At 64.4% G+C, this 21,707-nt stretch carries 19 protein-coding genes; 12 read left to right on the top strand and 7 right to left on the bottom strand.

The window, feature by feature from the left end; all coding sequences use genetic code 11:
- Nucleotides 1–260: 260 nt before the first annotated feature.
- The 3 genes from OK015_RS28855 to OK015_RS28845 form a co-directional block, all read right to left on the bottom strand.
- Nucleotides 261–1,043: a PhzF family phenazine biosynthesis protein gene (locus tag OK015_RS28855; protein WP_268133263.1), complete on the bottom strand. Its 783-nt coding sequence runs from the start codon at nucleotides 1,041–1,043 to the stop codon at nucleotides 261–263.
- A gap of 62 nt (nucleotides 1,044–1,105) precedes the next feature.
- The gene (locus OK015_RS28850) at nucleotides 1,106–2,455 is read right to left on the bottom strand and encodes a pyridoxal phosphate-dependent decarboxylase family protein (protein WP_268133387.1); all 1,350 of its coding nucleotides are present in this window, start codon (nucleotides 2,453–2,455) and stop codon (nucleotides 1,106–1,108) included.
- 701 nt (nucleotides 2,456–3,156) lie between these two features.
- On the bottom strand, nucleotides 3,157–4,071 hold the full coding sequence (locus OK015_RS28845) for an alpha/beta fold hydrolase (RefSeq protein ID WP_268133261.1): 915 nt from the start codon (nucleotides 4,069–4,071) through the stop codon (nucleotides 3,157–3,159).
- Between the two features lie 321 nt (nucleotides 4,072–4,392).
- Between OK015_RS28845 and OK015_RS28840 the strand changes: the two genes are divergently transcribed.
- Nucleotides 4,393–5,031 carry a DUF6308 family protein gene (locus OK015_RS28840; RefSeq protein ID WP_268133260.1) on the top strand — a complete coding sequence of 213 codons (639 nt, stop codon included), beginning with the start codon at nucleotides 4,393–4,395 and terminating at the stop codon, nucleotides 5,029–5,031.
- Between the two features lie 225 nt (nucleotides 5,032–5,256).
- On the opposite strand, the gene OK015_RS28835 is transcribed toward OK015_RS28840, so the two are convergent.
- The gene (locus OK015_RS28835) at nucleotides 5,257–6,750 is read right to left on the bottom strand and encodes a hypothetical protein (RefSeq protein ID WP_268133258.1); all 1,494 of its coding nucleotides are present in this window, start codon (nucleotides 6,748–6,750) and stop codon (nucleotides 5,257–5,259) included.
- Nucleotides 6,751–6,922: 172 nt separating this feature from the next.
- On the opposite strand from OK015_RS28835, the gene OK015_RS28830 reads away from it, so the two are divergent.
- Complete coding sequence (locus OK015_RS28830; RefSeq protein ID WP_268133256.1) at nucleotides 6,923–8,161, top strand: hypothetical protein; 1,239 nt, start codon at nucleotides 6,923–6,925, stop codon at nucleotides 8,159–8,161.
- 970 nt (nucleotides 8,162–9,131) lie between these two features.
- On the opposite strand, the gene OK015_RS28825 is transcribed toward OK015_RS28830, so the two are convergent.
- The gene (locus tag OK015_RS28825; protein WP_268133254.1) at nucleotides 9,132–9,698 is read right to left on the bottom strand and encodes a hypothetical protein; all 567 of its coding nucleotides are present in this window, start codon (nucleotides 9,696–9,698) and stop codon (nucleotides 9,132–9,134) included.
- 552 nt (nucleotides 9,699–10,250) lie between these two features.
- Between OK015_RS28825 and OK015_RS28820 the strand changes: the two genes are divergently transcribed.
- From OK015_RS28820 to OK015_RS28805, 4 genes are all read left to right on the top strand, one after another.
- Entirely contained in the window at nucleotides 10,251–10,634 is a 384-nt protein-coding gene (locus OK015_RS28820) for a hypothetical protein (RefSeq protein WP_268133253.1), read from the top strand.
- Nucleotide 10,635: 1 nt separating this feature from the next.
- Entirely contained in the window at nucleotides 10,636–10,914 is a 279-nt protein-coding gene (locus tag OK015_RS28815) for a hypothetical protein (RefSeq protein ID WP_268133251.1), read from the top strand.
- 613 nt (nucleotides 10,915–11,527) lie between these two features.
- Nucleotides 11,528–11,872 carry a hypothetical protein gene (locus tag OK015_RS28810; RefSeq protein WP_268133249.1) on the top strand — a complete coding sequence of 115 codons (345 nt, stop codon included), beginning with the start codon at nucleotides 11,528–11,530 and terminating at the stop codon, nucleotides 11,870–11,872.
- Between the two features lie 97 nt (nucleotides 11,873–11,969).
- Nucleotides 11,970–12,491: a hypothetical protein gene (locus tag OK015_RS28805; protein WP_268133247.1), complete on the top strand. Its 522-nt coding sequence runs from the start codon at nucleotides 11,970–11,972 to the stop codon at nucleotides 12,489–12,491.
- A gap of 6 nt (nucleotides 12,492–12,497) precedes the next feature.
- Here the strand turns inward: OK015_RS28805 and OK015_RS28800 are convergent, their stop codons facing one another.
- Nucleotides 12,498–12,908: a hypothetical protein gene (locus tag OK015_RS28800; RefSeq protein WP_268133245.1), complete on the bottom strand. Its 411-nt coding sequence runs from the start codon at nucleotides 12,906–12,908 to the stop codon at nucleotides 12,498–12,500.
- A gap of 333 nt (nucleotides 12,909–13,241) precedes the next feature.
- Between OK015_RS28800 and OK015_RS28795 the strand changes: the two genes are divergently transcribed.
- A complete protein-coding gene (locus OK015_RS28795) occupies nucleotides 13,242–14,249 on the top strand; it encodes a hypothetical protein (protein ID WP_268133243.1) in 1,008 nt (335 codons plus the stop codon).
- 242 nt (nucleotides 14,250–14,491) lie between these two features.
- Here OK015_RS28795 and OK015_RS28790 read toward each other — a convergent pair whose 3' ends face one another.
- Complete coding sequence (locus OK015_RS28790) at nucleotides 14,492–15,454, bottom strand: hypothetical protein (RefSeq protein ID WP_326498563.1); 963 nt, start codon at nucleotides 15,452–15,454, stop codon at nucleotides 14,492–14,494.
- 296 nt (nucleotides 15,455–15,750) lie between these two features.
- Here OK015_RS28790 and OK015_RS28785 point away from each other — a divergent pair, with 296 nt between their 5' ends.
- The 5 genes from OK015_RS28785 (at nucleotide 15,751) to OK015_RS28765 (ending at nucleotide 21,405) form a co-directional block, all read left to right on the top strand.
- The gene (locus tag OK015_RS28785) at nucleotides 15,751–16,950 is read left to right on the top strand and encodes a hypothetical protein (protein WP_268133239.1); all 1,200 of its coding nucleotides are present in this window, start codon (nucleotides 15,751–15,753) and stop codon (nucleotides 16,948–16,950) included.
- 105 nt (nucleotides 16,951–17,055) lie between these two features.
- Nucleotides 17,056–18,009 (top strand): DUF4226 domain-containing protein, encoded by a 954-nt coding sequence (locus OK015_RS28780; protein ID WP_268133237.1) that lies wholly within the window; start codon nucleotides 17,056–17,058, stop codon nucleotides 18,007–18,009.
- 108 nt (nucleotides 18,010–18,117) lie between these two features.
- Entirely contained in the window at nucleotides 18,118–18,750 is a 633-nt protein-coding gene (locus OK015_RS28775) for a hypothetical protein (RefSeq protein ID WP_268133235.1), read from the top strand.
- Entirely contained in the window at nucleotides 18,747–20,237 is a 1,491-nt protein-coding gene (locus OK015_RS28770) for a hypothetical protein (protein WP_268133233.1), read from the top strand. The genes OK015_RS28775 and OK015_RS28770 overlap by 4 nt, the downstream gene beginning before the upstream one ends.
- 247 nt (nucleotides 20,238–20,484) lie before the next feature.
- On the top strand, nucleotides 20,485–21,405 hold the full coding sequence (locus OK015_RS28765) for a DUF2637 domain-containing protein (RefSeq protein ID WP_268133231.1): 921 nt from the start codon (nucleotides 20,485–20,487) through the stop codon (nucleotides 21,403–21,405).
- Nucleotides 21,406–21,707 lie beyond the last annotated feature (302 nt).

Here is a 21,707-nt window from a genome sequence, read left to right as displayed (position 1 = left end):
TCTGCGCACACCGATAAGACTGCTTCAACATGGAACGCATTGTCTATCAGTAATGTTCGACCTGTCCTGGCGATCGTGGCGCTTACCGCAGGATGATTCATTGGATGAATCATAGACGAGCTCGTCGACGGATGCCTGGCGGCGTCGTTGTCCAGGACCTCCTCCCCCGCCGGGGGACTGACACCGCTTTGTCCGCTACCGGACTTCTGAGCATGGGAGTGCCATCTACAGGAAAGCGCCTTCGCCGCAACCTATTTGCGTTAGATGACTAGCGCTCCACGCGTGACGGTTAAGGCTCGTCCGGTGAGGTCGACCCGGTCGCCGCGCAGCCGCACGTCGACGCGGCCGCCGCGCGCTGAAACTTGGTGGCCGATCATCGTGGTCTTGTTCAGTTTCGTCGACCAATAGGCGCCCAGGGTGCAGTGCGCGGAGGCGGTGACTGGGTCTTCGTTGATGCCTGCGGCCGGTGCGAAAAAGCGAGAGACGAAGTCGCTGTCATTGCCGCCGAGCGCCGTGACGATCAGGCCGCGCGCATCAAGCGTGGCCAACGCGGCAAAATCGGGCATCAGGCGGCGTACTTCGTGCGCGGAATCCAATTCAACCAGCAAGTCGTGCTGGCCGCGTGCCGCTATTCGGGGGCTAACACCAAGCGCATCAACGAGTCTCGACGAAATCGGGACAGGCCGGGGATCGTAGGCGGGAAAATCCAATGTGATGCGTTGATCAGATTCTTGGTGCGCGCCGAGCGCGCCGGCGCGGGTGGAGAAAACCAATGTCGCACAGTCCTCCCCTAGCTCGGACAGGATGTGTGCTGCGGCCAGGGTGCCGCTGCCGCACAGCGCAAGTTCGGTATGCGGGCTAAACCATCGCAATTCTGGATGAGGCTGCGCTGGGCGGACGAAGGCTGTGGCAGGCAGGTTTATTTCGGCGGCCACCTGTTGCAGCCACTGATCGTTCGGCCATTTTGAGTCCAGCAGGCAGACTGCATTGGGATTGCCCGCAAAGGGCCGGTCGCTGAAGCAATCGACCGTGAAAAGGCGCACGTATCAATCATGCCCTGCCAGCGACGTTCGCCCATACTGACCAGCCGCGCGGGGTGGAAAGATCAAGTTGGGGCAGGGGGACAGCTTGCTGCGGCAGCACGGATCTCATCCAGCAGCGCGTTGGTATGGGCGGTTGTGGTCGCAGGGTTGACGACGCAGGCGCGCAGTGCGAACTGATCGCCGACGCGGGTGCCGGCGATGAATGCGTGGCCGCGCTGCTGAAGGTGTCTTAGGGCGGTTTGATTGTGGTCGTCGAGCGCGCTGGCCGGCATCCCAGAAGGCCGGTGGCGAAAGCAGACAACAGACAATCCGTGAGCAAGCAGCTCGAAGTCGGGAGACTCTTCGACTGCGCGGGCGAGAGCCGCGGCGACGGCAATGTCACGACTGATCAACTCCCCGAGCCGTTGTCGTCCCAAGTGTTTGAGGGTTATCCATACCTTCAGTGCGCGGAATGGTCGGGTCTGCTCCAGACCGAATTCGGAGAACCAGACCGGTTCGTCGGGGTCACCGCCACTACGTAGGTAGTCAGGCACGTAGCTGAACGTGTCGCGCACCACCGCCATATCGGAGAACATCAGCAGCCCAGCGTCGACAGGGACGTAGAGCCACTTGTGCGGGTCGACGGCGATGCTGTCCGCCGCCCTGAGCGCAGCCTTTTCCCGCGGCCAAACATCGGTCAGTAGGACCGCTGACCCACCGTAGGCGGCGTCGACATGCATCCACACGTCGTGGCGTTCACATACGCCGGCGATTTGTTCGAGCGGATCGACAGCGCCGGTGTTGACCGTGCCCAACGTCGCGATCACGGCGATCGGAAGGCCGCCGGCCAGGATGTCTTCAGTGAGTCGCTGATCCAGCAGATCGGGGATCATTCGGTCAGACTCGTCGGTAGGGATCTGAACGATGTTGGCTGACCCGATGCCCAGCGCCTCAACCGCTTTGGTGTGGCAGCTATGCGCCTGCGCTGTCGCATAGATCAGCGGCCTACGCTCAAGCCCGGTCAGGCCCAGTCGGCGATCGTCGACACCAATGCCCGCGGCGGCGCGGTGTCGCGCAACGGTCAACGCCGTCAATGCGGCCGCTGAGGCTCCCGATACCAGCTGACCCCCAGCTGCGAGGGGCCAGCCAAGGAGTTCGCAAAACCACCGCACGACCTGGTGCTCAAGATGCACCGCGGCATGGTTTCCCCCAGCCACGCTGGGGTTCATGGCCGCAGCGACCCCCGCAGCCATGGCCGCCAGCGGGTGCGGTGGCGAATTCACCCATGCCGAAAAGCGCGGGTGACCATTGCCGAAAGGGAACGGAACGATGGCATCACGCACCTCGTCCCACAACGAATCTTCCGAAACACCGGCGGCTGACCACGATTCACTAGCCCTCGCATCAATGCGATGTCGTGGCGGACGCCGCATCACCGGATCCACAGAGGCGGCGATTAGCGCCTCAGCCACCAGGTCGGCTGACCTGCCCGCCAACCTTCGAATCTCATCAGGTTGCCACTGCCATCCAGGAAAGGCCGGATCGAGCACACCACTCACTTCCACATCCTGACGCACCTCTGCCGCCACCGCCAGCACCAGGCGCGCCGTCGGATAGGACCGACAGCAAAGAGCAGCGCGATGTCGTGACGATCAGTCCTCAGCCCCCTTTGACCGAATCGGCCGACCATAGCAACACCCGCACTCCCTACCCCACCCGGCGCGGTCGACTGCGGGAGAATACGACGGGTTCGAATATGCGGCTTACCGGTAAACTACTCCGTACCGCGAAATAGATGGTGCAGCAACGTATTTGGTAGTTTCGCCGCGCCTAGATTTGAGTTGACCTCCGTATCGTTAGGGCCTGCAGAAGTTTTCGACGCAGCGACCATTGGTTTGGATAAGTGCCGCTGTTGCAACTGATGAAGAGGCATTTTGGCACTCGTGCGGCGTGACGACGATGTCGTTTGCTGCAAGAAGTGTCGTCGCGATCGGCTTCGGCAACGGGCGCTGGCAGCGTCGATTGCACGGACCAGAGCGCGTCTCGAATCCAGAGATTCCGAACGTCTCGTTTTCTGTTTCACCCGCGATGGTTGTCCCAAGCCGGGGTTCGGCAGAACGAGCGCTCTCGGTTGCTAGGTCGTGGTCATGTGGGTATCTGAATCCAGCCCAAGCACATCGCGTACGGTCTCGACGACCACGTCGGGCCGGTCGATCGGGAAATAGTAATCGGCCTGGTCAACGGTGATGAGTTCTCCTTGTGGAAACCGTTGCGCCAGTTCGCGATGAGCGGCATCAAGACGCTCAACCAAGGCACGCGGTCTGCCGCGGCGATTCTGCGGCACCAGCACCCGCACCGGAACGGGCGGCAATGACACTGCCGCACGCACCGCCGTGGCCGTCTCACGTGCATAGCCGCCGAAAAGCTGCGGCAGCACCGGCACATAGGACCACCGCTCCCTCGGGGGATGCATCAAGAAGTGTTCAACGTAGTTAAGTGCATCCGTGCTGGCACCCGCTGACGCGGCCCTGCGTAGCAATAATCTGCGGCCGGTATGAGTGCGAAACACGCCGAGCTTGTGCGCAACGTTTGACACCAGAACGTAAATCAGCCCGTAAGCCAGCAAGCGATAGCGGCTGAGCCGCGACTCGGTGGGCATCTCCGTGGGGTTGAGCAACACCAAACCCGCAACCTTGTCAGGGTGTCGCACAGCGAACATCTCTGCGACCAAACCCCCCAGCGTCCAACCGACAACCACCACCGGGGTGACACACCCCGCGGCTTGGATGATCGCGGCCAGGTCATCCGCCATCGCGGCAACGTCACGGTGCGCTGGGCCGTCAGAGCACCCACTGCCGGCGCGGTCATATGTCAGCACGGTCGCAAACGAAGCCAGGCGTTCTTCTAAGTCGCCGTAGGCGCCCGTGGTGCCTTCACCGGCAGCGCCGGCACCTCCGGCCTCAAGCACGACGGTTGGGCCGCTGCCCCGCACGCGGACACACACCGCCCGGTCACCGATATCAATCAACTGCCGATACGGCTTACCCATGCGTCGATTTTAGCCGGGGCCCGTGCCCGGGCGGAAGTACGAGACGGACGCTTCACGCCCCGAGTCGCGGCAGCGGGCGATCCGACCGGTGCGACGTTCAGCCTGCGCTCAGTGCGCAGCTAATGATCCGCCCCTACCCCACCGTGCCAGGCTCGGTTTGGGGAATATGCAGGAAAGGAATATGCAGACTTACCAGTAGGCGACTAATTAGGTTATGCCCCAACGGCTTTCGAGAGCCGATAATACCAGCCACTTAGCATCTTGCCAGGGTTGAATATGCAATGTCCACGGCTGTCGGTGGACCGGGCTATCGTCATGCGCATGTCGACTTCGGCCGTGATCTTGATCGCAGGCCGAGAGCGTTCCATTTCAGACTGCGTAGATGAGCTGCGGCAATATCCGGGCCGAACGATCACCCGATATGACCTCCCGGGCCCTGGCCACCCCACGACCCTCACGCGTGACGAAGTGGCCCGCACCCGCACCGTCTATTCACGGATATCGGACCACCAGCTCAATTGGTTTGCCGAACGGGCAACGAGCGCTCCGTGGCCGCCAGCCGACGCCGATCTTCGACGTGCGGAACCGAACATCCGAGGCGGTCTCTACGACCAGCTCGAGGCTTTCTATCGCCACTTCGAACAGGATGCACCGAGCCGGGTAGGCAGGTCGAAGATCAGCAAGGTATTGCACATCAAACGGCCCGCGGCATTTCCTATCCTCGATTCCAAAGTGACCGACGTCTACCTACAGAACGCCGCGCACGCCGTCGAACGCTACCCCCGCCTGAAGTACCAAAAGGCCGCCTACTGGGTTGCGATCCGTGACGACCTGATCGCCAATACAGAATCTGAGGCACTACCGGAGCTGCGCGCCGCGCTCGGTGACAAGGGCACGTTAGGCGCGCACCTCGACCGCATCACCGATCTGCGACTCCTCGACATGCTGACCTGGCACTGACTCCACTCTCCCCTGCTTGCCTCGGCATACCGGGCGTTGACTACCGAAGGGGGGCGTACCACAAAGCGACGATGACAGGTTCGCTACAACCATCGCGCGTCATGTATGGGCTTGCACGCTAAGGGATTCCACGATGACCGGCGGCTCCATCGTCGGTATGGCGTGCTCATTTCGCCCCGGTGGTAGCCGGTAATCGACTAGCAGGCACTCGGGGGAAATGCGGAGCTACCGCGGGAGGAAGCTCTTGATCAGATCTTTGATCAAGTCCATGCGGGTGGGAGCCGGATTCTCCGGTGTCACACTCGGTGTCCATGTGCGGCGTTTAGATGGTGGTTCAGGCGGCTGATCCCAGCGCAGTTTCCTGACTCGAATCTCTGCTTGTTCACGGTGGAGTGTGAAAGTCTCGTTCTCTAAATACTTTTCGCGCAACACTGCGGGGTCGATACCCGCTTCGAGTAACAGGCGTGCGCGCAGGAGCCACGGGGTAATGATGAATAAGACCATCCAGCGCTCGTGGCGTTCTTGAAGATCACCCTCTGGTCGTAGCTGATGGGCGAAGGTGATCCGCGAATCTCGCAGGTGTTTCGCTAGCCTCGTTATCGACAGGCCAAGCTCGGGCACTGCGGCGCAGGCCGCGGTGACAACCTCTTCGGCACGTTCGAGATAGCTCTTGTTGACCCAATGTCCCAGGGCGTTCCATACGCGCATGCCTACGGCGTCGGGGTCGAGGCCCAGTGTGTGCGCTTGGTCTACCGCCGCTTGCGTGGCGGCCCGGCGGATGCGCTTGAGCGCGGCTTTGGACGCATCGGGAAACCACGTTTGTTCGTGCTCCGGGGTCAGTCGAAGGTGGATTCCCTCGACTAGCGAGGTCAGTAGCTGTACGTGCAGCGGTATCGGAAGGTTCATGCGCCGTGCTACCGCCCACGCCAAGCCATCGAACTTGTCGTTGACCGCAATCCATTTCGCGAACCGGTCGATAGTGAGCTCTGTGGGAAGCAAGAGGAAATCCGTGTCAAGCGCTGCGGGTGTGGGCGCACAGAACATGGGCCCGCGCACGGTCAGCCAAGGTCCGGCGGAATCAATCCGGACCTGTGTTTCACGCGTCCGCAGGTCAGATTCCCGTTCCCGATCCGGAAACAGCGCCAACTGCGCCAACACCAAACAGCCAGATATCGCCCGCATTTCGAGCTCTACCAGCGTCGCTGCAGTCGAGGACTCATACACCAGCCAGTTGCCGTGTGCAGATGCCTCAACCCTCAGCGTGGAGTGGTCGTCCCCGACCCCGCTCGAGTCGTTATCAGCGAGGTGTCTCAACCAATACGGATGATCGAGGCGGAATCGCACGCTGGCGTAGCGCTGCTCGGGAGTGACGTTTGCACCGATGACCGCGATGGGGGCGACGTAGTGCGCTGCCGCTCCGGACATTCCTTGATTAGTTGCCTCGAACACGCTGACCGGTTCCCCGGTAGCGAGCTGTCCCCAGAAATTGAAGGGCCGGCGCCGTGCGACCTCTCCTGCTGCGGCCACGTTCATGGCGCCAGCCACGTCGCCCCGCTGGGGCGCTGGCCTGGGTGCCGGAGCATCGTCGGCATCGAGGTCTACGGCCAGCACGGCATCTAAGTCGACCTCGACGGGTTCGCCGAGCTCCGCGTTGAAGGAACCGCCGATGCGCCGGTCCGGCTGCGGCACCGTCCAGAACTCCCCGGCGGCGGTGGTCACGTCGTTCCCCCTCGTCGCGTCATAATCCCGACGCTACGTCGCCACGGCATCCTTTCAACACCCTGCATCTGGCCGGGGCCTCACCCGCCAAAATTTCGTCTCTTTCGTTTCGTCGCTATCGTTACGTTTCGTTACGTCGCATTAGCGAAGACGAAAGTGCTAGAATTGATGCATGAGTGAAAGCGCCCCTGCGGCCGGCGACCCGCGGGATCGCTGCAACTACCCGGGCTGCAGCCGGCCCAGCCGCCCTGACCCAGCGACAGGTCGCCCCTCGCGATACTGCGAACAAGCCGACGCAGACGGCGGACCGCTGCACAACCGCGCCAACGCCTGGCGGGCGCGGCGCGCGCAGCGAGTCGCCGTGGCAACACAAGAGGAGGACACCAGGCTCGCTGCCCCTGTATCCCTGGCGCGCGCCACGCTGGAACAGCGGCTCGTTGAATTGCCAGAACAGGTGGCGACCCTGCGGGGATACCTCGACGATGTGGTGCTCCATCTCCGCGCTGCGGGCGACGTCGAGGCCGCGGGTGCAGAGGTCGAGGACGCACACCGCGACGCGCTCACCAAGGTAACCGAGGCCGAGCGACGTAGCAGCGCTGCCGAGCGGGCAGCGCGACTGGCTGATGAGCGCGCACAGATCGCCCAACGCGAACGCGACGAGGCCGATGCGCTGGCCGAGGAGACGATCGCCGAAGCGGAGCGCGCGCGAGAACAGGCCCGTGTCGAGATCGCCCGAATTCAGGCCGAGGCCGAGGCCGCTGTGGCGGCGGCACATGAGCAGCTAGCGGAGGCACAGGCAGCACATCGAGACGAACTCGCCCAACGCAGTGCCGAGCTTGACCGGGCACGCCAAGACGCCCGTGCCGCCGGACTCGAGGCCGCTGCCGCCCGGGCCGCCCAAGAGGGCGCCGACGTCGCGGCCGAGCGTGAGCGCCAGAGCGCTGCGACGCTACGCGCCGAGCTTGAGCAGGTCCGAAGCGACGCCGAAGAAGAACGCCGAAGGCTGCAAGCCCAAGTCGACTCAGCACGCGCAGCCGTTGAGCAGGCCGCATCCGAAACAGCCACGCTGCGTGCCGATCTCGCCGCGGCACATGCCGAAGCGACAGCTTCACAGGGAACGCTAACAGCCCAACGGGAAGCACTGGCCTCCCTCAACCAAGCCCTCGAACGGCAACGCGAAGACTCACGTACAGAAACCGAAAGGCTGCGCATCGACCACTCCGAGCAGCTCGCTCAAGTCCAACGTAGCGCCGACGAACGGGTGCATACCCTCACCGAGGCGTTGACGCTCGCGCGGGAGACCGCCGCCGCCTACCGCGACCAACTTCCCCAGATAGCTGCAACAAGCACCCCTCCCACACCGTCGAAACGGTCCCCGCGGAAACGCGGGTCGGGTACCGCGAAGCGGTGATTGCCTACAGGAGAATCGAGCGAGAAGGAGTGGCGCAATGCAACGCGAGAAACTCCGATACGTACACGAGTTGTAGTGTCTACCAAGGAGAATGACGGCATGTTTTACGAACTAGTGACACCGGATGGTGCCGTTGGGTCGGCCGGGGAGTTCACCGATGCAGACGCGAGGGCTCCTGCGGGTGGATTGATCGATAGGCTCGCGACGGTGATCGCCGACCGTGAGAGGGAGGGCCTGCGCGGGCCGGAACGAGCCAAGTGGCTGCCTTTCGGGGGTGCGACTTTCCCCAAGTGAATTGCTGCACAACGCCTTCGTCGCGGTCCGCGGCCAGACTCTCCTGAATGGTTGGGCTGTCTACATCGGGGCCGACGCGGCGACCGCGCGCGCCGGTGGAGCTGTCAGCGGGCGCTAGGTGCAAGGCGGTCCAGTGAGCACTCGCTATCCGGGGTGGTATCAGACGATGGAACCCGCCTGGGCAACAACCACATTTGACTTCCCACCGACCCGACAACGGGCGACACCTACACAGCCTGGGGATGGGAGCGGGTGGGGAGTTCGACGCCCACGGCGACACGGGTGTGGTGCATCACGACCTACGCCAACATTTGCATGTGTTGCGGAGTTGGAGCTGGCCGTCGGGCGGGATGAGTTCTGTCCCTCGCGCACCGTGCGCGGGTGCTCCCGTACCGTGCGAGCGTAGTCGCGCGACTCGTGGGGTTGACGTGATCAATGGGCGGGTCCACCCGATAGGCCCCTAGACTGCACCGCGTTTCGCCCATTCGCGACTGCAGAGCTTCAGCGATCGATCCATCGCCGCCGGCTGGATTCCTCGACGCCCCAAACGAGCCCTACGCGCGGTGTCGACCGCGTAGGGCTCGTCGAGAACTACGGTGCCAAACCCGCAAGAGCCGGGGGTCATTTCCCCCTCACGCCGGCCCTGCGCATCCGGCCCGTTGGAGTTGGGATGCAGTTACCCGCCGTCCCAGGGAACCGGACCTGAGATACGCATCGCCAACGGATCGACCCCGTCGGCGGGCGCCGCGAAGTCCGCGAACGCGAAAATCCGCGGCGCCCCAGGCGGCAACTCAGCAGCCAGCCGATCGGCGCGACTGACGAACAGCGCGTTGAGCGCTTTGACATCAGGGCGCTCCTCACCGAGTGATCTGACTTCGTCGCGCATAACCAACACCTCGACCTCACCAACTTGGCAGTGATTATTGCTGCAGCACAAGCGGATACGCCCATCGTCATGGGCGATGTCGCCTTGGGACAGTCGGCAGCTTCGCTCACCGCAGAACATGCAGTCAACGAGCCCGCCGCGGGTACGCGCGAAGGGCGGCGTGCCTGCCGCCCAGTCCTCACCAGGTCCGGCCCATAGCGGATCAACGAATTGCGGCGGGAAGTGGGCGAGAATGCGGACATCGGTACGGTTGCGCGTGGCAGCAGTGCCATCATCGACAATCACGACCTCGAACTCCCGCGCATCGCAGTCCGAATTGTCGCAATACACGGCCACCCGGCCAGGATCGTCTGTCATGTCGGTGAACGACGCAATGGCCGTGTCACGTCCGCAGAAATAGCATGAAGCTTCTTTCCTTCGGCGCCGGATCGCCGGCGCGTAGCCCACTTGCCAACCGGGGCGCCCGGCGCCGCGGGTCGTGACGGCAGCTAAGGCAGCGGCAAATCGGGTGCCGGGACGCAGTCGCTGGTACGCGCGCGCAGCTTTCTTCTGGGCTGAATACTTGGTCATAGCGTTGCTTCCTCACTGGAATATGCGGCACGCCCCGTACTCATGCCAACACTCAACAGTGACGGCAGAACGACCGCGGATCCAGCGGACCTTGCCCTCAAGCACCGAAGGCCGGTACGGGCGCCTATTCGGCTCGGGGTAGCTGCGCGGAACAGCCAGTAGCAGCTTACGCCAGATAAAGCAGAGTCGCACGCCTGCGGCGCGGGCCCGGCAACGCCGGCGGCGAGCTCGTCGACGTGCTAACGCACACGCCAGAGGGTGTCACCCCCGTGAGGGAAAATTGCGAGGTCCAACTGCGCGACACGTGGGAGCGTGGGTCATCAGGAAGGAACAGCGACCGTGCAAGAAATTCATGATGCTTCGGCGGCGTTGATGGAAGCCGAACGGTTACTGGCCATCGACGGCACCACAGACGCCTCGGTGGTGTGGCGAGTGAGTGCGGTCGTTCCGCTCGCGGCCATCCTGTTCACCGTGGCGCATGCACACCATGGCCGCGTAGAAGTAACAGAGGTACGTGAGGCGGCGTCTCGACCTGCCGCCGACCCCGGCCATCCCGAGCTGCCCAATTGGGTAGCGATCGCGAAGTCATGTCCAAACGACATGCTGGGTGGTCGTCTTTTGCGGGCCGCAAACTTGACTGTGCGCCAACGCGACTCGATCAAAACCGTCATGCTTGAGGTATTGGCGCCGACAACAGACTCGTCGGAAAACTCGGGCGAGTGAGATGGCAACGGTGAGCCCGGCAACGGTGATTGTCCGCAAACGCCTCATCGCTGCCTTGGCGGGCGCCGGCGGCGAGACGTCGACACCGGAATTATGCGCTGCGGCCGGATTTAACAATTTCGAACATCACGCCTACGTTCTTCCTCAACTACGCGCCCTGGCGCGAACCGGCGTGGTGTCGCGCATGAGACGTGAACCCGGTGGCGCGGTGTATTGGCAGCTGAACACCTCAGACCAGGACGACGAGGTCTTAAACGCGCGCCTCGAAGCTAGCCCCTAGCCACTCGTTAGATGGGAAGTGAGTGTTTCCCTGACGCTCACCGGCGTGCTTGAAGCGCAAGGGCGATCGAACCACCGCCGCAAGGGATTGACTGAAGGTATGAGGGGAAGGCCCAAATCGTGTCCGATGGTGCTCACTCGATTCGCATTCCGCCGCGGGAACCGCTGGTACGACTGGATTCCCTGAGCTGGCTTGTCTGTGTTCCGGGAAAACCTGGCGCCGCAAGGGCTTTCACCGAGGCCGAGACTGAAGAAGCATAACGGTACGCGGCCGAGCACAGCGGAATCTGCCACGGGCTTCCCCTGCAGGCGAACTCTGATCGTGCGCGACAGGACCTCGAGTGCGACGGGCCCGGAAGAACACCATGAAACCGTGCGGGGTGTCAGGCCTGGGAGGAAGAATCGCAGCATGAACGAAAGTGCCACAGATTCGATGGAAGATCTCACCGGTATCGCCAACCGAAACGCACCCCTGGGCACGTGAGTGGGCCGATCGGCGACTGGAACCCGCCACCGGGCCGCGAGAGCTCGGTGACCATCTCGTGGCCCACGAGGCCGGCCGAGTACCTATCAGATGCTGGCTTCGCGACCCGTTAAACCCTGATTGTTGGGCGGTGCAGACCGTCAACGGCGCGGTGCACGCGACGGTGGGTACGCGGGTGCCCGCTGAAGGTCCCGCCAAGTCCGTCGTGTTACTGGGCATCGACGTCGCGTTCTTCCGGGACGGCTCCAATACGCTGTGGCCGCTCCCCCATCCTGACCAAGGCGGCCTTCACAGCGGGTTTCCCGGGACCGGGCCCGGCGATTTCGCCCGGGCGATCGTGCGCCTGGCTGCGGATTCGAGCGCCTCGGTGGCCGCGGGCGCCGAGTACACCAAGGACGGTCAGCTGTGGGCGGTGATCTCGAAGCAGCCTCCACCCCTGGAAATCGATGTCCCAACTCTGCTGCGCCGGCCCTAGTCGCCGTGGGATCGAAGCCACCGAGCTTGTCGACGCTGGCGATCGTCAGCCGAAAAGACTGCCGTTCGCTGGTGGACTGAGATGGGAGAATCAACACATGGAAGAGGCCGGGTCGATCGCGATCTTCGTCAACCCGACGTACCAATACCTGCATCCTGAGGGGTTGGCCGTGGTGCAGGCGGCGTGTGAAGATGACATCGCGGCGTTTCTGAGCGCCGGGCGAGTCGAAAGTCTCTCCACCAGAAGCATTTTCGGTCATTTAGACTTCTGGTTTGGGTCGGTGGAGCTGATGTCTCAGACGGTGAACCGGCCTGCGACCGAACTGCTGTTGGCGGCGACGGAGTTGACGGCGCGCACAGTTCCGCTCTTGCGGGGCCGTGTCGTGCTCACATCACATGACGTGTACGGGGGGCTTGCCGGTCTGACACGGCAGCAGATGTCGCGAATCGCCTCATACCAGGCCCGAGGCCGTGATCAATGGGTGCTCGGTTGGCGCTACGGTCTCGATGGCCGTGCGCTGCGCCGGCGCCTCAAAGCTAGAAATACGGCTGCGGATCGCGCGGCCTGGGACGACTTCCGGCGCGGGCTTTCCCGACTCAGGCCGACCTTAGATCAATGATCTCGGTTAGCGGGGTCGGCGGCAGTGGGAGCGTTGCGCGCGGCTTTGCAAGACGAATCGTGCCCACCAGCCCGGCGCCGGGCCGGTTTGCAAAAGGCCGAGTTGTTGGCGTGAGAGGCCGATTGGATCTCCCGCCGGATTGATTCCCGTGATAAGCACGGTCCCGCGCAATAGCGGCACCGCATGCGCCGAGAGCCCACTCGCGGCGTACAGGTTTAGCGTTGCCATCTTGTTGACCGCTGACTGGGCGGTGGTATTGAACCAAAACACTACGTTGGACCGGGCCGTGATGGTGTCGATCGGGTTGGCGCCGATCTCATCGGCCCGTAGGTGATCAGCAAGTGGCACCACCTGCATCTGTTCGTCGGTGGTGACGAGGATGCCGAGCTCAGATGCGGCAGGGCGGCGCGGCGACATACGCCGATGGTAGCCAGCTGTGCTGCTTATTATTACGCCCCGAGACGTGGGGCCTGACTACCCGCGAGAATCACGCCCGCCGCACTTTGACGCGACTTTGGGGCCTTCTCAAATCTGTCGTCTACCTCAAAGTTGTCAGCCGATGACGGGTCGCAGGGAGCCGGCCCCATACCCTCCGGGGCGCTTCGCGCGCCGGGCCAAATCTGGGCTCTCTTCCCGCGTCAACTCCCCCCAGCTCGTGCGCGCTCAACCCTGGATTGAATTGTCATCACCGCCGCGGACGCGGGTGTGGAAACACCCGCGATTTAGAAGTGCGGGGCCTAGGCTCGGCGTGTGGAGCCTGTCAAGACGCGTGTGGTCGAGGGCTACTACGAATGTCCGGTCCAGTTCACCGTCGACATCGCCGCTCTCCAGGCGAAGTACTCAGCGGTCGTTGCTGGTGAAGCCTTAGTTCTGAGCCTGCCATCCGTTAACGGAGGAAGTCGGTCCCCCGAGGAACTGTCGGCGCCCTCGTGGCACTATTCAGAACGCGAGGACCTGCTCAGCAGCCAACCTGAGCTGGCGCCGTTCTGGGGTCGCATCGTGACAAGGGCGGACGGCTTCACGACACCAACAGCGGCAAACATCCGCCGAATCGGGATCTCACTGACGGTCGGCGGCGACGACGACGCTGTGCGGGACACCGGCCGCAGAATCGCCGATGCAATGCCTGCATGGTGGGTCGCGATAAGCGCCTGGATCGAAGTGGTGCATGGTCAAGATTTGTCCCGAATCGGTAGCGTCCAACCGGGAATCAAATTCAGCGGTGTCACACTGTGGTCGCGTCTCTACACGTTGCAGGGCCGGCCGCTCCGTGCCGGCGGCATTCTTCCGGTCGGGTCGAGCGCCTTCGCTGTGGTGTGGCCGAACTACAGACCAATTACCGCCCGACAACTACAGCTCTGCATCGACCACGCGCAGCTCCACGGACCGCCCCCCGCCGAATGGCTACTCATTCGCGATGCGAATTCCTTGTGCCTGGGGCAGGACTATCGGCGGGCGGTGCTCGATGCCGGCTTGGCAGCGGAACTCGCTGTCACTGCTCTTATCCGAACCCACCTCGCTGCTGCTGGCCACGCCGATATTGACGGTGAGCTGCGCGCCCACAGGATGCTCGGCAAACTATGTGAGTACTGGACACGCGATTGCGGCGGAACCCTCCCGCTGAATTATCGGTCTCGGCTCATTGAACGGCGAAACGCGGCCACCCATGCAGGTTCGCACTTGCCGGAAGCCGACGCGCGCGACGCGATCACCGTTGCCCGAGAGATTCTGGTCCAAGCATCGCCGCTCCCGTTTTAAGGCTCGCGGAACAAGATCTCCCGTAGATGCGACCACCAAACTCACTGAGACCGGGCAAAAAACCCCGGCTGCTCACAGCTGCATTCACCGCGCCGCGTCCATAGCGCCTGCCTTAACTGGCCTAACCGCGTGGCCGACGGATCGCGGTGGACGCCCGCCTACCTCGACGCGCGGCGTGCGCTGTCTGCTCGCGAATTGTCTTGGACTGCAGGCCTCAGAGCTCTGCCTGTGCGGGCGCGCGGTCAGGGTTGGCGCGGCGGGCGGAGAACGTGGACTCGGGTTTTCGGCGCGATCAGTGGGGCGCCCTCTGGGCCCTTGATAAAGCTGCCGATGTAGCGCGGTTTCCGTTGGCTGTGTCCGGGTCCACAGGCTTGCTGCCGCCAGTGACCTGATACAGGAAACCGGTGGGAGTAGGCGTGCCCGGACTCGGGACCGCGTTCGGCGGCAAGGGGTTTGGCGCGAAGGTCGATGATCGTGACGGTCGATGGGCGCCTCGCCGGCGCCGGCGCCGAGCCCGCAGCATCGGTGTCGGTGAGTGGGTCGGGCTGGGTCCGCGGTATCGCAGGGTCGTTGATGGTCCGCGTTTCAGCCACATTGGCCTGGGCCATCAAGAGCCAGGCCGCCCCCACCGCACTAACGAATGGGTAGGCGGTCTCGGTGCCGTTCACTTCTTCGGTGCGCGGCACGTCCGGGTTGATCATGATGCTGTGCGCCGCCCAGAGCGGCGAGGTGGTCTTGGCGAGTTGTAGTGAGTAGTCTCCCTGATCGTCACGTGAGCACGGAACTAGTTGCAGCACACCAATATCCGGTCGACTCCACCAACAGACCCCATCCCACGCGACCTCAGTCACTGTGGCCGTGTTGTCGGTGAACATCGTCGGCTGGAACCGGGGATTGTTCAAGTCGGCCTCCGCCACGTCGCGGACCGGCATGCCGGCGGCCACGGTGCCCGCTGATTTTGCCCAACACAGCAGCCCTGTACTCGCCGGCATGGCGAGGGCCGGCGTCCACTCAGGAAGCGAGTCGGCCGCCTCGAGCACGACGTCGACCATGTCGCGGGAGACCCAGTACAGTTCAGCGCCGCGCAATGCCTGCGCCTCGGCCCTAATAACTTCGGCAGTGGCAGCGAACTTGGCCACCAACCTCTCGATCTTCTTCGCCTGGGCCACCTCCCCGGCGGAGGCCTCAGGAGGGAGCGGGGCCATGTGTTCATCGAAGCTAATCCCCGCGGCCGCCTCCATGGCATAGCACCACTGGCGCCGGATGACAGGCATGCTCGTGGCCGCCCAGGGCAGGGAGTTGCGTCGGCGACTCATCGGCTGGTCGCGGTGTCGAAGTGCACGTGGACCAGCTTGGCATGCGGGTGCGGCCGGGCACCACGTCGGGAAGGACGCCGAGCGCGCAGCTTGCTCTACCCGATGCCCGGAAGTGCTTCCCCGGCTGGTGGGCGCTGTCGTGAGGACTGCGCTGATCACAATTAGCGATTAGCTGGAGGTAGCAGATGGGTGATAATGCGGATGTGTCGATTGAGCAGGTAGCCGCAGACGCGGTGGCGGTGGTGCAGCGGGCCCGGACGCTGTTCGGGTCCAGCCCCCAACCGCCTGCCCCGACGGAGCCCTCGCTGGAGTCCGGCGCGCAAATCGTGCAAAGCGCCGGCGCCCGCGCATCGGTGATGACCGGAGACCTCGTCGACGAGCACCGCGGATTTGTCAACGACGCCACCACACGGCTCACCAGCAACGGACACAACGACACCGCCCTGCACCAAAACCTCAGCAGCGCAGCACTACTCAACCAGACCGGCGCCGGCCAACTCGACACGATCACCAACCAAACCCGTGCCCTGGCCCAAGCCGCACCCGCGGCCCGCTCCCCCGCCGCGCAACGCACCCTGCTCCAAGGCCTGCGCAGCCAGGTCTCGGCCGCCAACACCGTGCTCAACACCACCCAGCAGCAATCGAGCACCCTGGCCGGACAAATCCGCGCCCTCGACTACCACAGCGGCGGGGCGACTGATCCGAATAGTCATGTCCAGCTCGTCGACGACAAGCATGGCTCACCCAATCCGGCGATACCTCCGGTCGCGATCGACCCGCGGAATCCGTTTGTCGGTGATGAGCGGTTCGGGTATTGGCAAGATGTGATCCCCCCGCCCTACGTGGGCAACACTCCCCCGCCGCCGTGGACGGGGCACCGGTCGCTGGCGGATATGCCAGAAGGCGGACCGAGCGGCTTTTATGTGCCCGGCGGGAAGACGTGGGCAGATGACAGCGCTCCCCCGATGGCCGATCTTGAGGAGCAATACAAGTTCCGGATCTCCGGCGCCGATTACACCGGCTACACCCGAGTCGATCCCATAGACGGTCACCGACAGCAGTGGGTGCAATTCAGCTACGACGCCCAACGGTTTACTCGGCTCAACCTCGGCGGCGCGATCTGGGCTCCCAAGGCCCCTAACGAGATCACCGGTGAACTCGGCGGCGTGAGCACGGGTGGGCTGGCGGGCCTGAATCCGCCCCCGCATATCGGCCCGTGGCAACCGATGTCGCTGCCGCAAATTGCGACCCTGTCGGCGGCCAACCCCACGGTGCAGTACTACATGCCCGGGGACTGTGGAGGGCAGTTCACCTTCGTTAATGGCTCCGTGGTGGGCGGCGCAGCACCTGCGCCGATCACACCGAGCATCATCGCTCAACGCTGACGACCGGGCCGCGAAGACGGCGAGCAGGGCCTGACGCCCGCTGCGCCCTCGCTTGTGCGCGAAAAAGTGACTTTTCAGTGGTGGTGGGCGGGTGATAATGCGGATGTGTCGATTGAGCAGGTAGCCGCAGACGCGGTGGCGGTGGTGCAGCGGGCCCGGACGCTGTTCGGGTCCAGCCCCCAACCGCCTGCCCCGACGGAGCCCTCGCTGGAGTCCGGCGCGCAAATCGTGCAAAGCGCCGGCGCCCGCGCATCGGTGATGACCGGAGACCTCGTCGACGAGCACCGCGGATTTGTCAACGACGCCACCACACGGCTCACCAGCAACGGACACAACGACACCGCCCTGCACCAAAACCTCAGCAGCGCAGCACTACTCAACCAGACCGGCGCCGGCCAACTCGACACGATCACCAACCAAACCCGTGCCCTGGCCCAAGCCGCACCCGCGGCCCGCTCCCCCGCCGCGCAACGCACCCTGCTCCAAGGCCTGCGCAGCCAGGTCTCGGCCGCCAACACCGTGCTCAACACCACCCAGCAGCAATCGAGCACCCTGGCCGGACAAATCCGCGCCCTCGACTACCACAGCGGCGGCCAGGCGCAAGGCGCCGGCTTCGGGCAGGACCCGCTGCCGGACTCCCCGGCGCCCGGGGAACAGCCACCACACGGCAAAGATCCCCGCTACTGGATCGACCTGTCGAAAATCATCGCGGTTGGTCCGGGAGAAAAGGCCCCGTATGGCACCAAGCAGATTGGTCCTGGCCTGTGGTATCCCGAGGACACGTCGATGTCGGGGCCACCGCCGGCGAAGTTTCCACTGGATAACTCCGCGCTTACCCGACTGGGACCGCACGAACTCGGGCCGTACGGCACCAAGGAGTTGGCGCCAGGGATCTTCGCCCCCGACCCGTCCTACGGAGGGCAAGCCGCGTGGCCGCCACCGAAACAGCCGATCGACGTCCGGGACGTGATCCACCTCCCCGCCGGCGAAAAGGCCCCCTACGGCTACGTCGAGTATTTGCCTGGCTGGTTTGCGCCCTCAGTCCCCGGTCCCCACTGAGGCGATGCTCGTGCCGGCAATCACTGCTCTCCGCAAAGCCGTCCTCGTGACGGCTTTGGGTCACGCGTCCTGTAAACCCACACCGACCGCAGTTCAGAGGAGCTTTTGATGACTGGCTCATGCCCCCATCTGCTAGCGGAATCATTGTCCCTGCCGCAAGGGATGCCGGCGCTGCCGCCCGCGCGTGAGTTTCTCACCTCAGCGGGATTCGGCGGTCTAGCAGCACTTCTTGCCGCCGTGATCGTGGCGGCTGTGCTGGTCTTCGCCGTACGCAGTGCTGCCAAGCGACACCAGACGCTGACCGAACAGCAAGAACGCCACCACGAGGGGGTGCACCAAGACGAGCTACGGGCTCAACGACTCAGAGAATGCCGGGAGAGGCTCGCGTGGGTGGTGGATAAGGGCGGCATTGAACCTGCCGCCAACGAGGGCGCCACGGTGGGCTTTGGGCCCGAATTGGCGTTGACCGTCCTGCAGGGCATCCACGACGACGCTGAGAAGCTCGGCGATGCCACGTTGGCCAAGGCGGCGGCGGTTCAACTCAGTCAGCTCTCACGTGTGCTGGCTAAGCAAAGCGGCGCCCCGGCCACCTTCGGGTCTGTCGATGCAGCGGCAACCGATGCGGCGCCCCTTGCGCCGCCGGAATCCAATGGTGCCCCCGACGCTGACGCGGGCGTCAGTGAGGAATCGAACGCGCCGGCCCCTAAGGTGCCGACCTCCGGAAGGCGGCGCCGGCCATGACGACGCTGGTGCAGCAGATCGAAGAACTCGACGTCGACCAGTGGGCGTCGTTGACCAAACAGGCGGCGCAGGCCGCCCTGGATGCCACACGCCGAAGCGGCATCGCGGCACCCCCCGAAGTCGCCGCGGTCACGGCGATAAGTGAAGCGGACCTCGCTGAAGGCCGCCGGCGGTTCGGCCCGGCGCCCAAACGGCTTTCGATCGTCCAGCAGCTCGTGCAAGCCGACCACCGGCGGGTGCTCGCCGAGCGCCGGGCCGACAAAGCTGACCAAGATCGTCGAGACGCGGCCTTGGCCGCGGACGCGGCGCGCGCTGAAGCCGAGCAGTCGGCACAGGCGGCTGCCGCAGCGCGTGAACGCGTCAGAGCGATCGAAGCTGAAAGCGCACGCAAAGACGCACAACGCGCCGAGGAACGGGCCGCAGCCCAACAGCGGTTGGACATGCTGCGTGGCGAACTCCAACAGGTCCGCGCCGAGGCTGCCGCCGACGCTGCGGCGGCGCGCGAAGCACTCACCGCCGCTGAAGCGCGCGCCGAAGAAAGGTTGGCTGAGCGAACCGCTGAGAGGGCGGCGGCCGAGCGGACGGTCCAAGAATTGCGAGACGAGCTGGCCCGAGTGCGCGCCGACGCCGAGGCCGAGGTAGCCGGGGCCCGCGAGGAGGTGCGGGCCGCAGAGGAACGGGCCCAGCAGCGCATGGCCGAGCGGGCCACCGAGCGCCAGGGCGCCGAACATCGAGTGCAGCAGGTGCGTGGGGAACTCGAGCAGGTGCGCGCCGATGCCGCGGATGCGGTGGCGGCGGCGCGAGGCCAGGCCAGCGGAGAGATCGCTGCAGCGCAGGAGACCGCTCAAGCGCAGATAGCCAAGGCCCGCGACGCAGCGCAGGAGGCGATGAGACGTGCGCAGGCCAAAGAGGAGGAGGTGCGTGCCGAGGCCGCCGCGCACGTTGCTGAAGCCCGCCGGCAGGCGAACGCAACGATTACCGCCGCTAACGAGGCCGTGCACACCGAAATTGCACGGATTCACGCCGAACGGGAGGAGATCCGCCTAGCCGCGGTGAACGACGCGGCTTCCACCGAATCCTTGTTGAGCGTCCCGGTCCCTCCGGTGCAGCTCCGCGGGCACACCGGCCCCATCGAAGAGGCCCTGTCCACGGTGCGCCAAATCGATTATCTGCTTGAGGCCGCCGCGACTGCAGATGGTGGGCGGCCACAAGCGGGAAACGATGCAGAACTGGTGCGCAGCCTGTCGGGTACGGTTCAAGAGCAGGCCCGGGGCTTGTCCGAAGAGCTGCGCACGCTGCCCTCGCGCTATAGCTCAGTCTGGGAGGCCCAGGCAGCCGAGAACTATGTCGCGGCCGCGGCCAATGCGTATGGCGCTCTGCTGCAACGGATCGAGTCCATAACCGAGCAGCTGCGCAACAACGGAGAAGCTGAACTCGTGATGCTCGTCACCACGATGCTCGACGAGCATCCCTGGCGTCGAACATAATTCATTCCCGTCCGTTCATCAGTTAGCAATCAGGTTCGTACACATAGGCTTTCTTCCACGCAACCAAAGAGCGCGCATGTGTCCGTTGCACTTGCGCGCAGTGATCACCCGGTACGCGGCCGCGCGCCAGGGACACCGAAAGTTGTGCATGTGAAGCACTCTGGCGGCCATACGCTAAAGAGGTCAGCTTCCGATAAGTCCCCGACTGCGGGCCATCGGGATGATGCAGACGGCGGGAAGGTGATCGATGGTTGCCGACGGAACCACCAAGGAAACGCGCGGAGCGGTGCGTTTCTTCTGGACGTGGCTGTTTTTGGCGACCACCGTCTCGGTCGCCGGCAATGTGGCTCACGCCGTGTTGACCGCACCGCCGGGCACCGTTCGACTGGCCGCAGCGGCGGCCGTGGTGCCGCCGGCGGTGCTTCTGGGAGCCACTCACTCCGTTGCACTGCTGGTCAAGACCCGCCGTGTCGGCTTCGTCTACTGGCTCGCGCTGGCTATGACCTTTGCCCTGGCAGGGTGCGCGTTCATTCTTTCTTTCGATGCTTTGCGTGACCTGGCCGTCGCGCTGGGCATGGCGCCGTCGCGGGCGTGGTTATGGCCGGTGGCGATCGATGTGTCGATCGCTAACTCCACGCTGTCGCTGCTGTCGCTTTCTCCCCCACGCTCCGAGTCGATCGCCCGATCGGCCGCCGGAGACGTCAAAGAGGTCCGCGAGGTAGCGCCGACGGCGGCTCTCCCGTCGGCTCAAGCGACACCGGCGATGACATTCCCACCACCCAGCAGTGCCTCGGGTGACCAGCGGCCCGCTCCCCCGCCAACTCCGGGGCCGCCCTCCCCTGTCCCCGCTACGCGAAGCGAATCCGATCGCGCGCCATCAGAGCGCGTAAATCGGTCCCTGGCAGCGGTTTCGGCGTCACCGGCTGCGCCCGGCGATGGTATCGACATCAAGCACTGGCGCTTGGCGGCCGACCAATTGGTGCGCGACGGGGTGACGTCCAAAGACCCGGCGATTGTGGCTGCGGTGTTGGCGGAAAAAGCGGCGGGGACCGCGCCGAGCACTATCAGCCGACGCCATAATCTGCATCACAGCACGGTGGGACGGATCCTGGAAGGACACGCTCAGCGCCAGGGGGGTCCGGCGGCCGCCGAATGTCTCACGGGCTGACTTTCACCCGAGGCAACGGCGACGTGTGCCGACCGTCAGCGTGACGGTGGTTACGCGACGACGTGTGCCCACCGCGCACTCACCAAGGCGCTCGGTCGCCGCTTCAACATGCCGCAGACCATCGGTGCTGCAATACTGGGGCAGCGGGCCCCGCTTCTGCGCACCGGCACGGCTAGTGATGCACCGTGCATCACCCTGTTCGATGCCGAGGCCGTCCCGGCCGATCGGTACGAAATCCTCAGCAATTTCACCGAGTGCACGCGTGTTGTTCGCTGAGAACCACCTTCCACGCCCTACCCTGA

The sequence above is a fragment of the Mycobacterium sp. Aquia_216 genome (assembly GCF_026723865.1).
Taxonomy (GTDB): Bacteria; Actinomycetota; Actinomycetes; order Mycobacteriales; family Mycobacteriaceae; genus Mycobacterium.
This window is presented reverse-complemented; position numbering and strand designations above follow the sequence as displayed.

Excerpts from the sequence above, each read along its gene's own strand:
- OK015_RS28830 (WP_268133256.1), top strand. The coding sequence starts at position 6,923 with ATGAGTGAAAGCGCCCCTGCGGCCGGCGACCCGCGGGATCGCTGCAAC.
- OK015_RS28790 (WP_326498563.1), bottom strand. The coding sequence starts at position 15,454 with ATGGCCCCGCTCCCTCCTGAGGCCTCCGCCGGGGAGGTGGCCCAGGCG.
- OK015_RS28775 (WP_268133235.1), top strand. The coding sequence starts at position 18,118 with ATGACTGGCTCATGCCCCCATCTGCTAGCGGAATCATTGTCCCTGCCG.
- OK015_RS28765 (WP_268133231.1), top strand. The coding sequence starts at position 20,485 with ATGGTTGCCGACGGAACCACCAAGGAAACGCGCGGAGCGGTGCGTTTC.
- OK015_RS28770 (WP_268133233.1), top strand. The coding sequence starts at position 18,747 with ATGACGACGCTGGTGCAGCAGATCGAAGAACTCGACGTCGACCAGTGG.
- OK015_RS28850 (WP_268133387.1), bottom strand. The coding sequence starts at position 2,455 with ATGCGGCGTCCGCCACGACATCGCATTGATGCGAGGGCTAGTGAATCG.
- OK015_RS28840 (WP_268133260.1), top strand. The coding sequence starts at position 4,393 with ATGTCGACTTCGGCCGTGATCTTGATCGCAGGCCGAGAGCGTTCCATT.
- OK015_RS28845 (WP_268133261.1), bottom strand. The coding sequence starts at position 4,071 with ATGGGTAAGCCGTATCGGCAGTTGATTGATATCGGTGACCGGGCGGTG.
- OK015_RS28785 (WP_268133239.1), top strand. The coding sequence starts at position 15,751 with ATGGGTGATAATGCGGATGTGTCGATTGAGCAGGTAGCCGCAGACGCG.
- OK015_RS28815 (WP_268133251.1), top strand. The coding sequence starts at position 10,636 with ATGGCAACGGTGAGCCCGGCAACGGTGATTGTCCGCAAACGCCTCATC.
- OK015_RS28805 (WP_268133247.1), top strand. The coding sequence starts at position 11,970 with ATGGAAGAGGCCGGGTCGATCGCGATCTTCGTCAACCCGACGTACCAA.
- OK015_RS28800 (WP_268133245.1), bottom strand. The coding sequence starts at position 12,908 with ATGTCGCCGCGCCGCCCTGCCGCATCTGAGCTCGGCATCCTCGTCACC.
- OK015_RS28825 (WP_268133254.1), bottom strand. The coding sequence starts at position 9,698 with ATGACAGACGATCCTGGCCGGGTGGCCGTGTATTGCGACAATTCGGAC.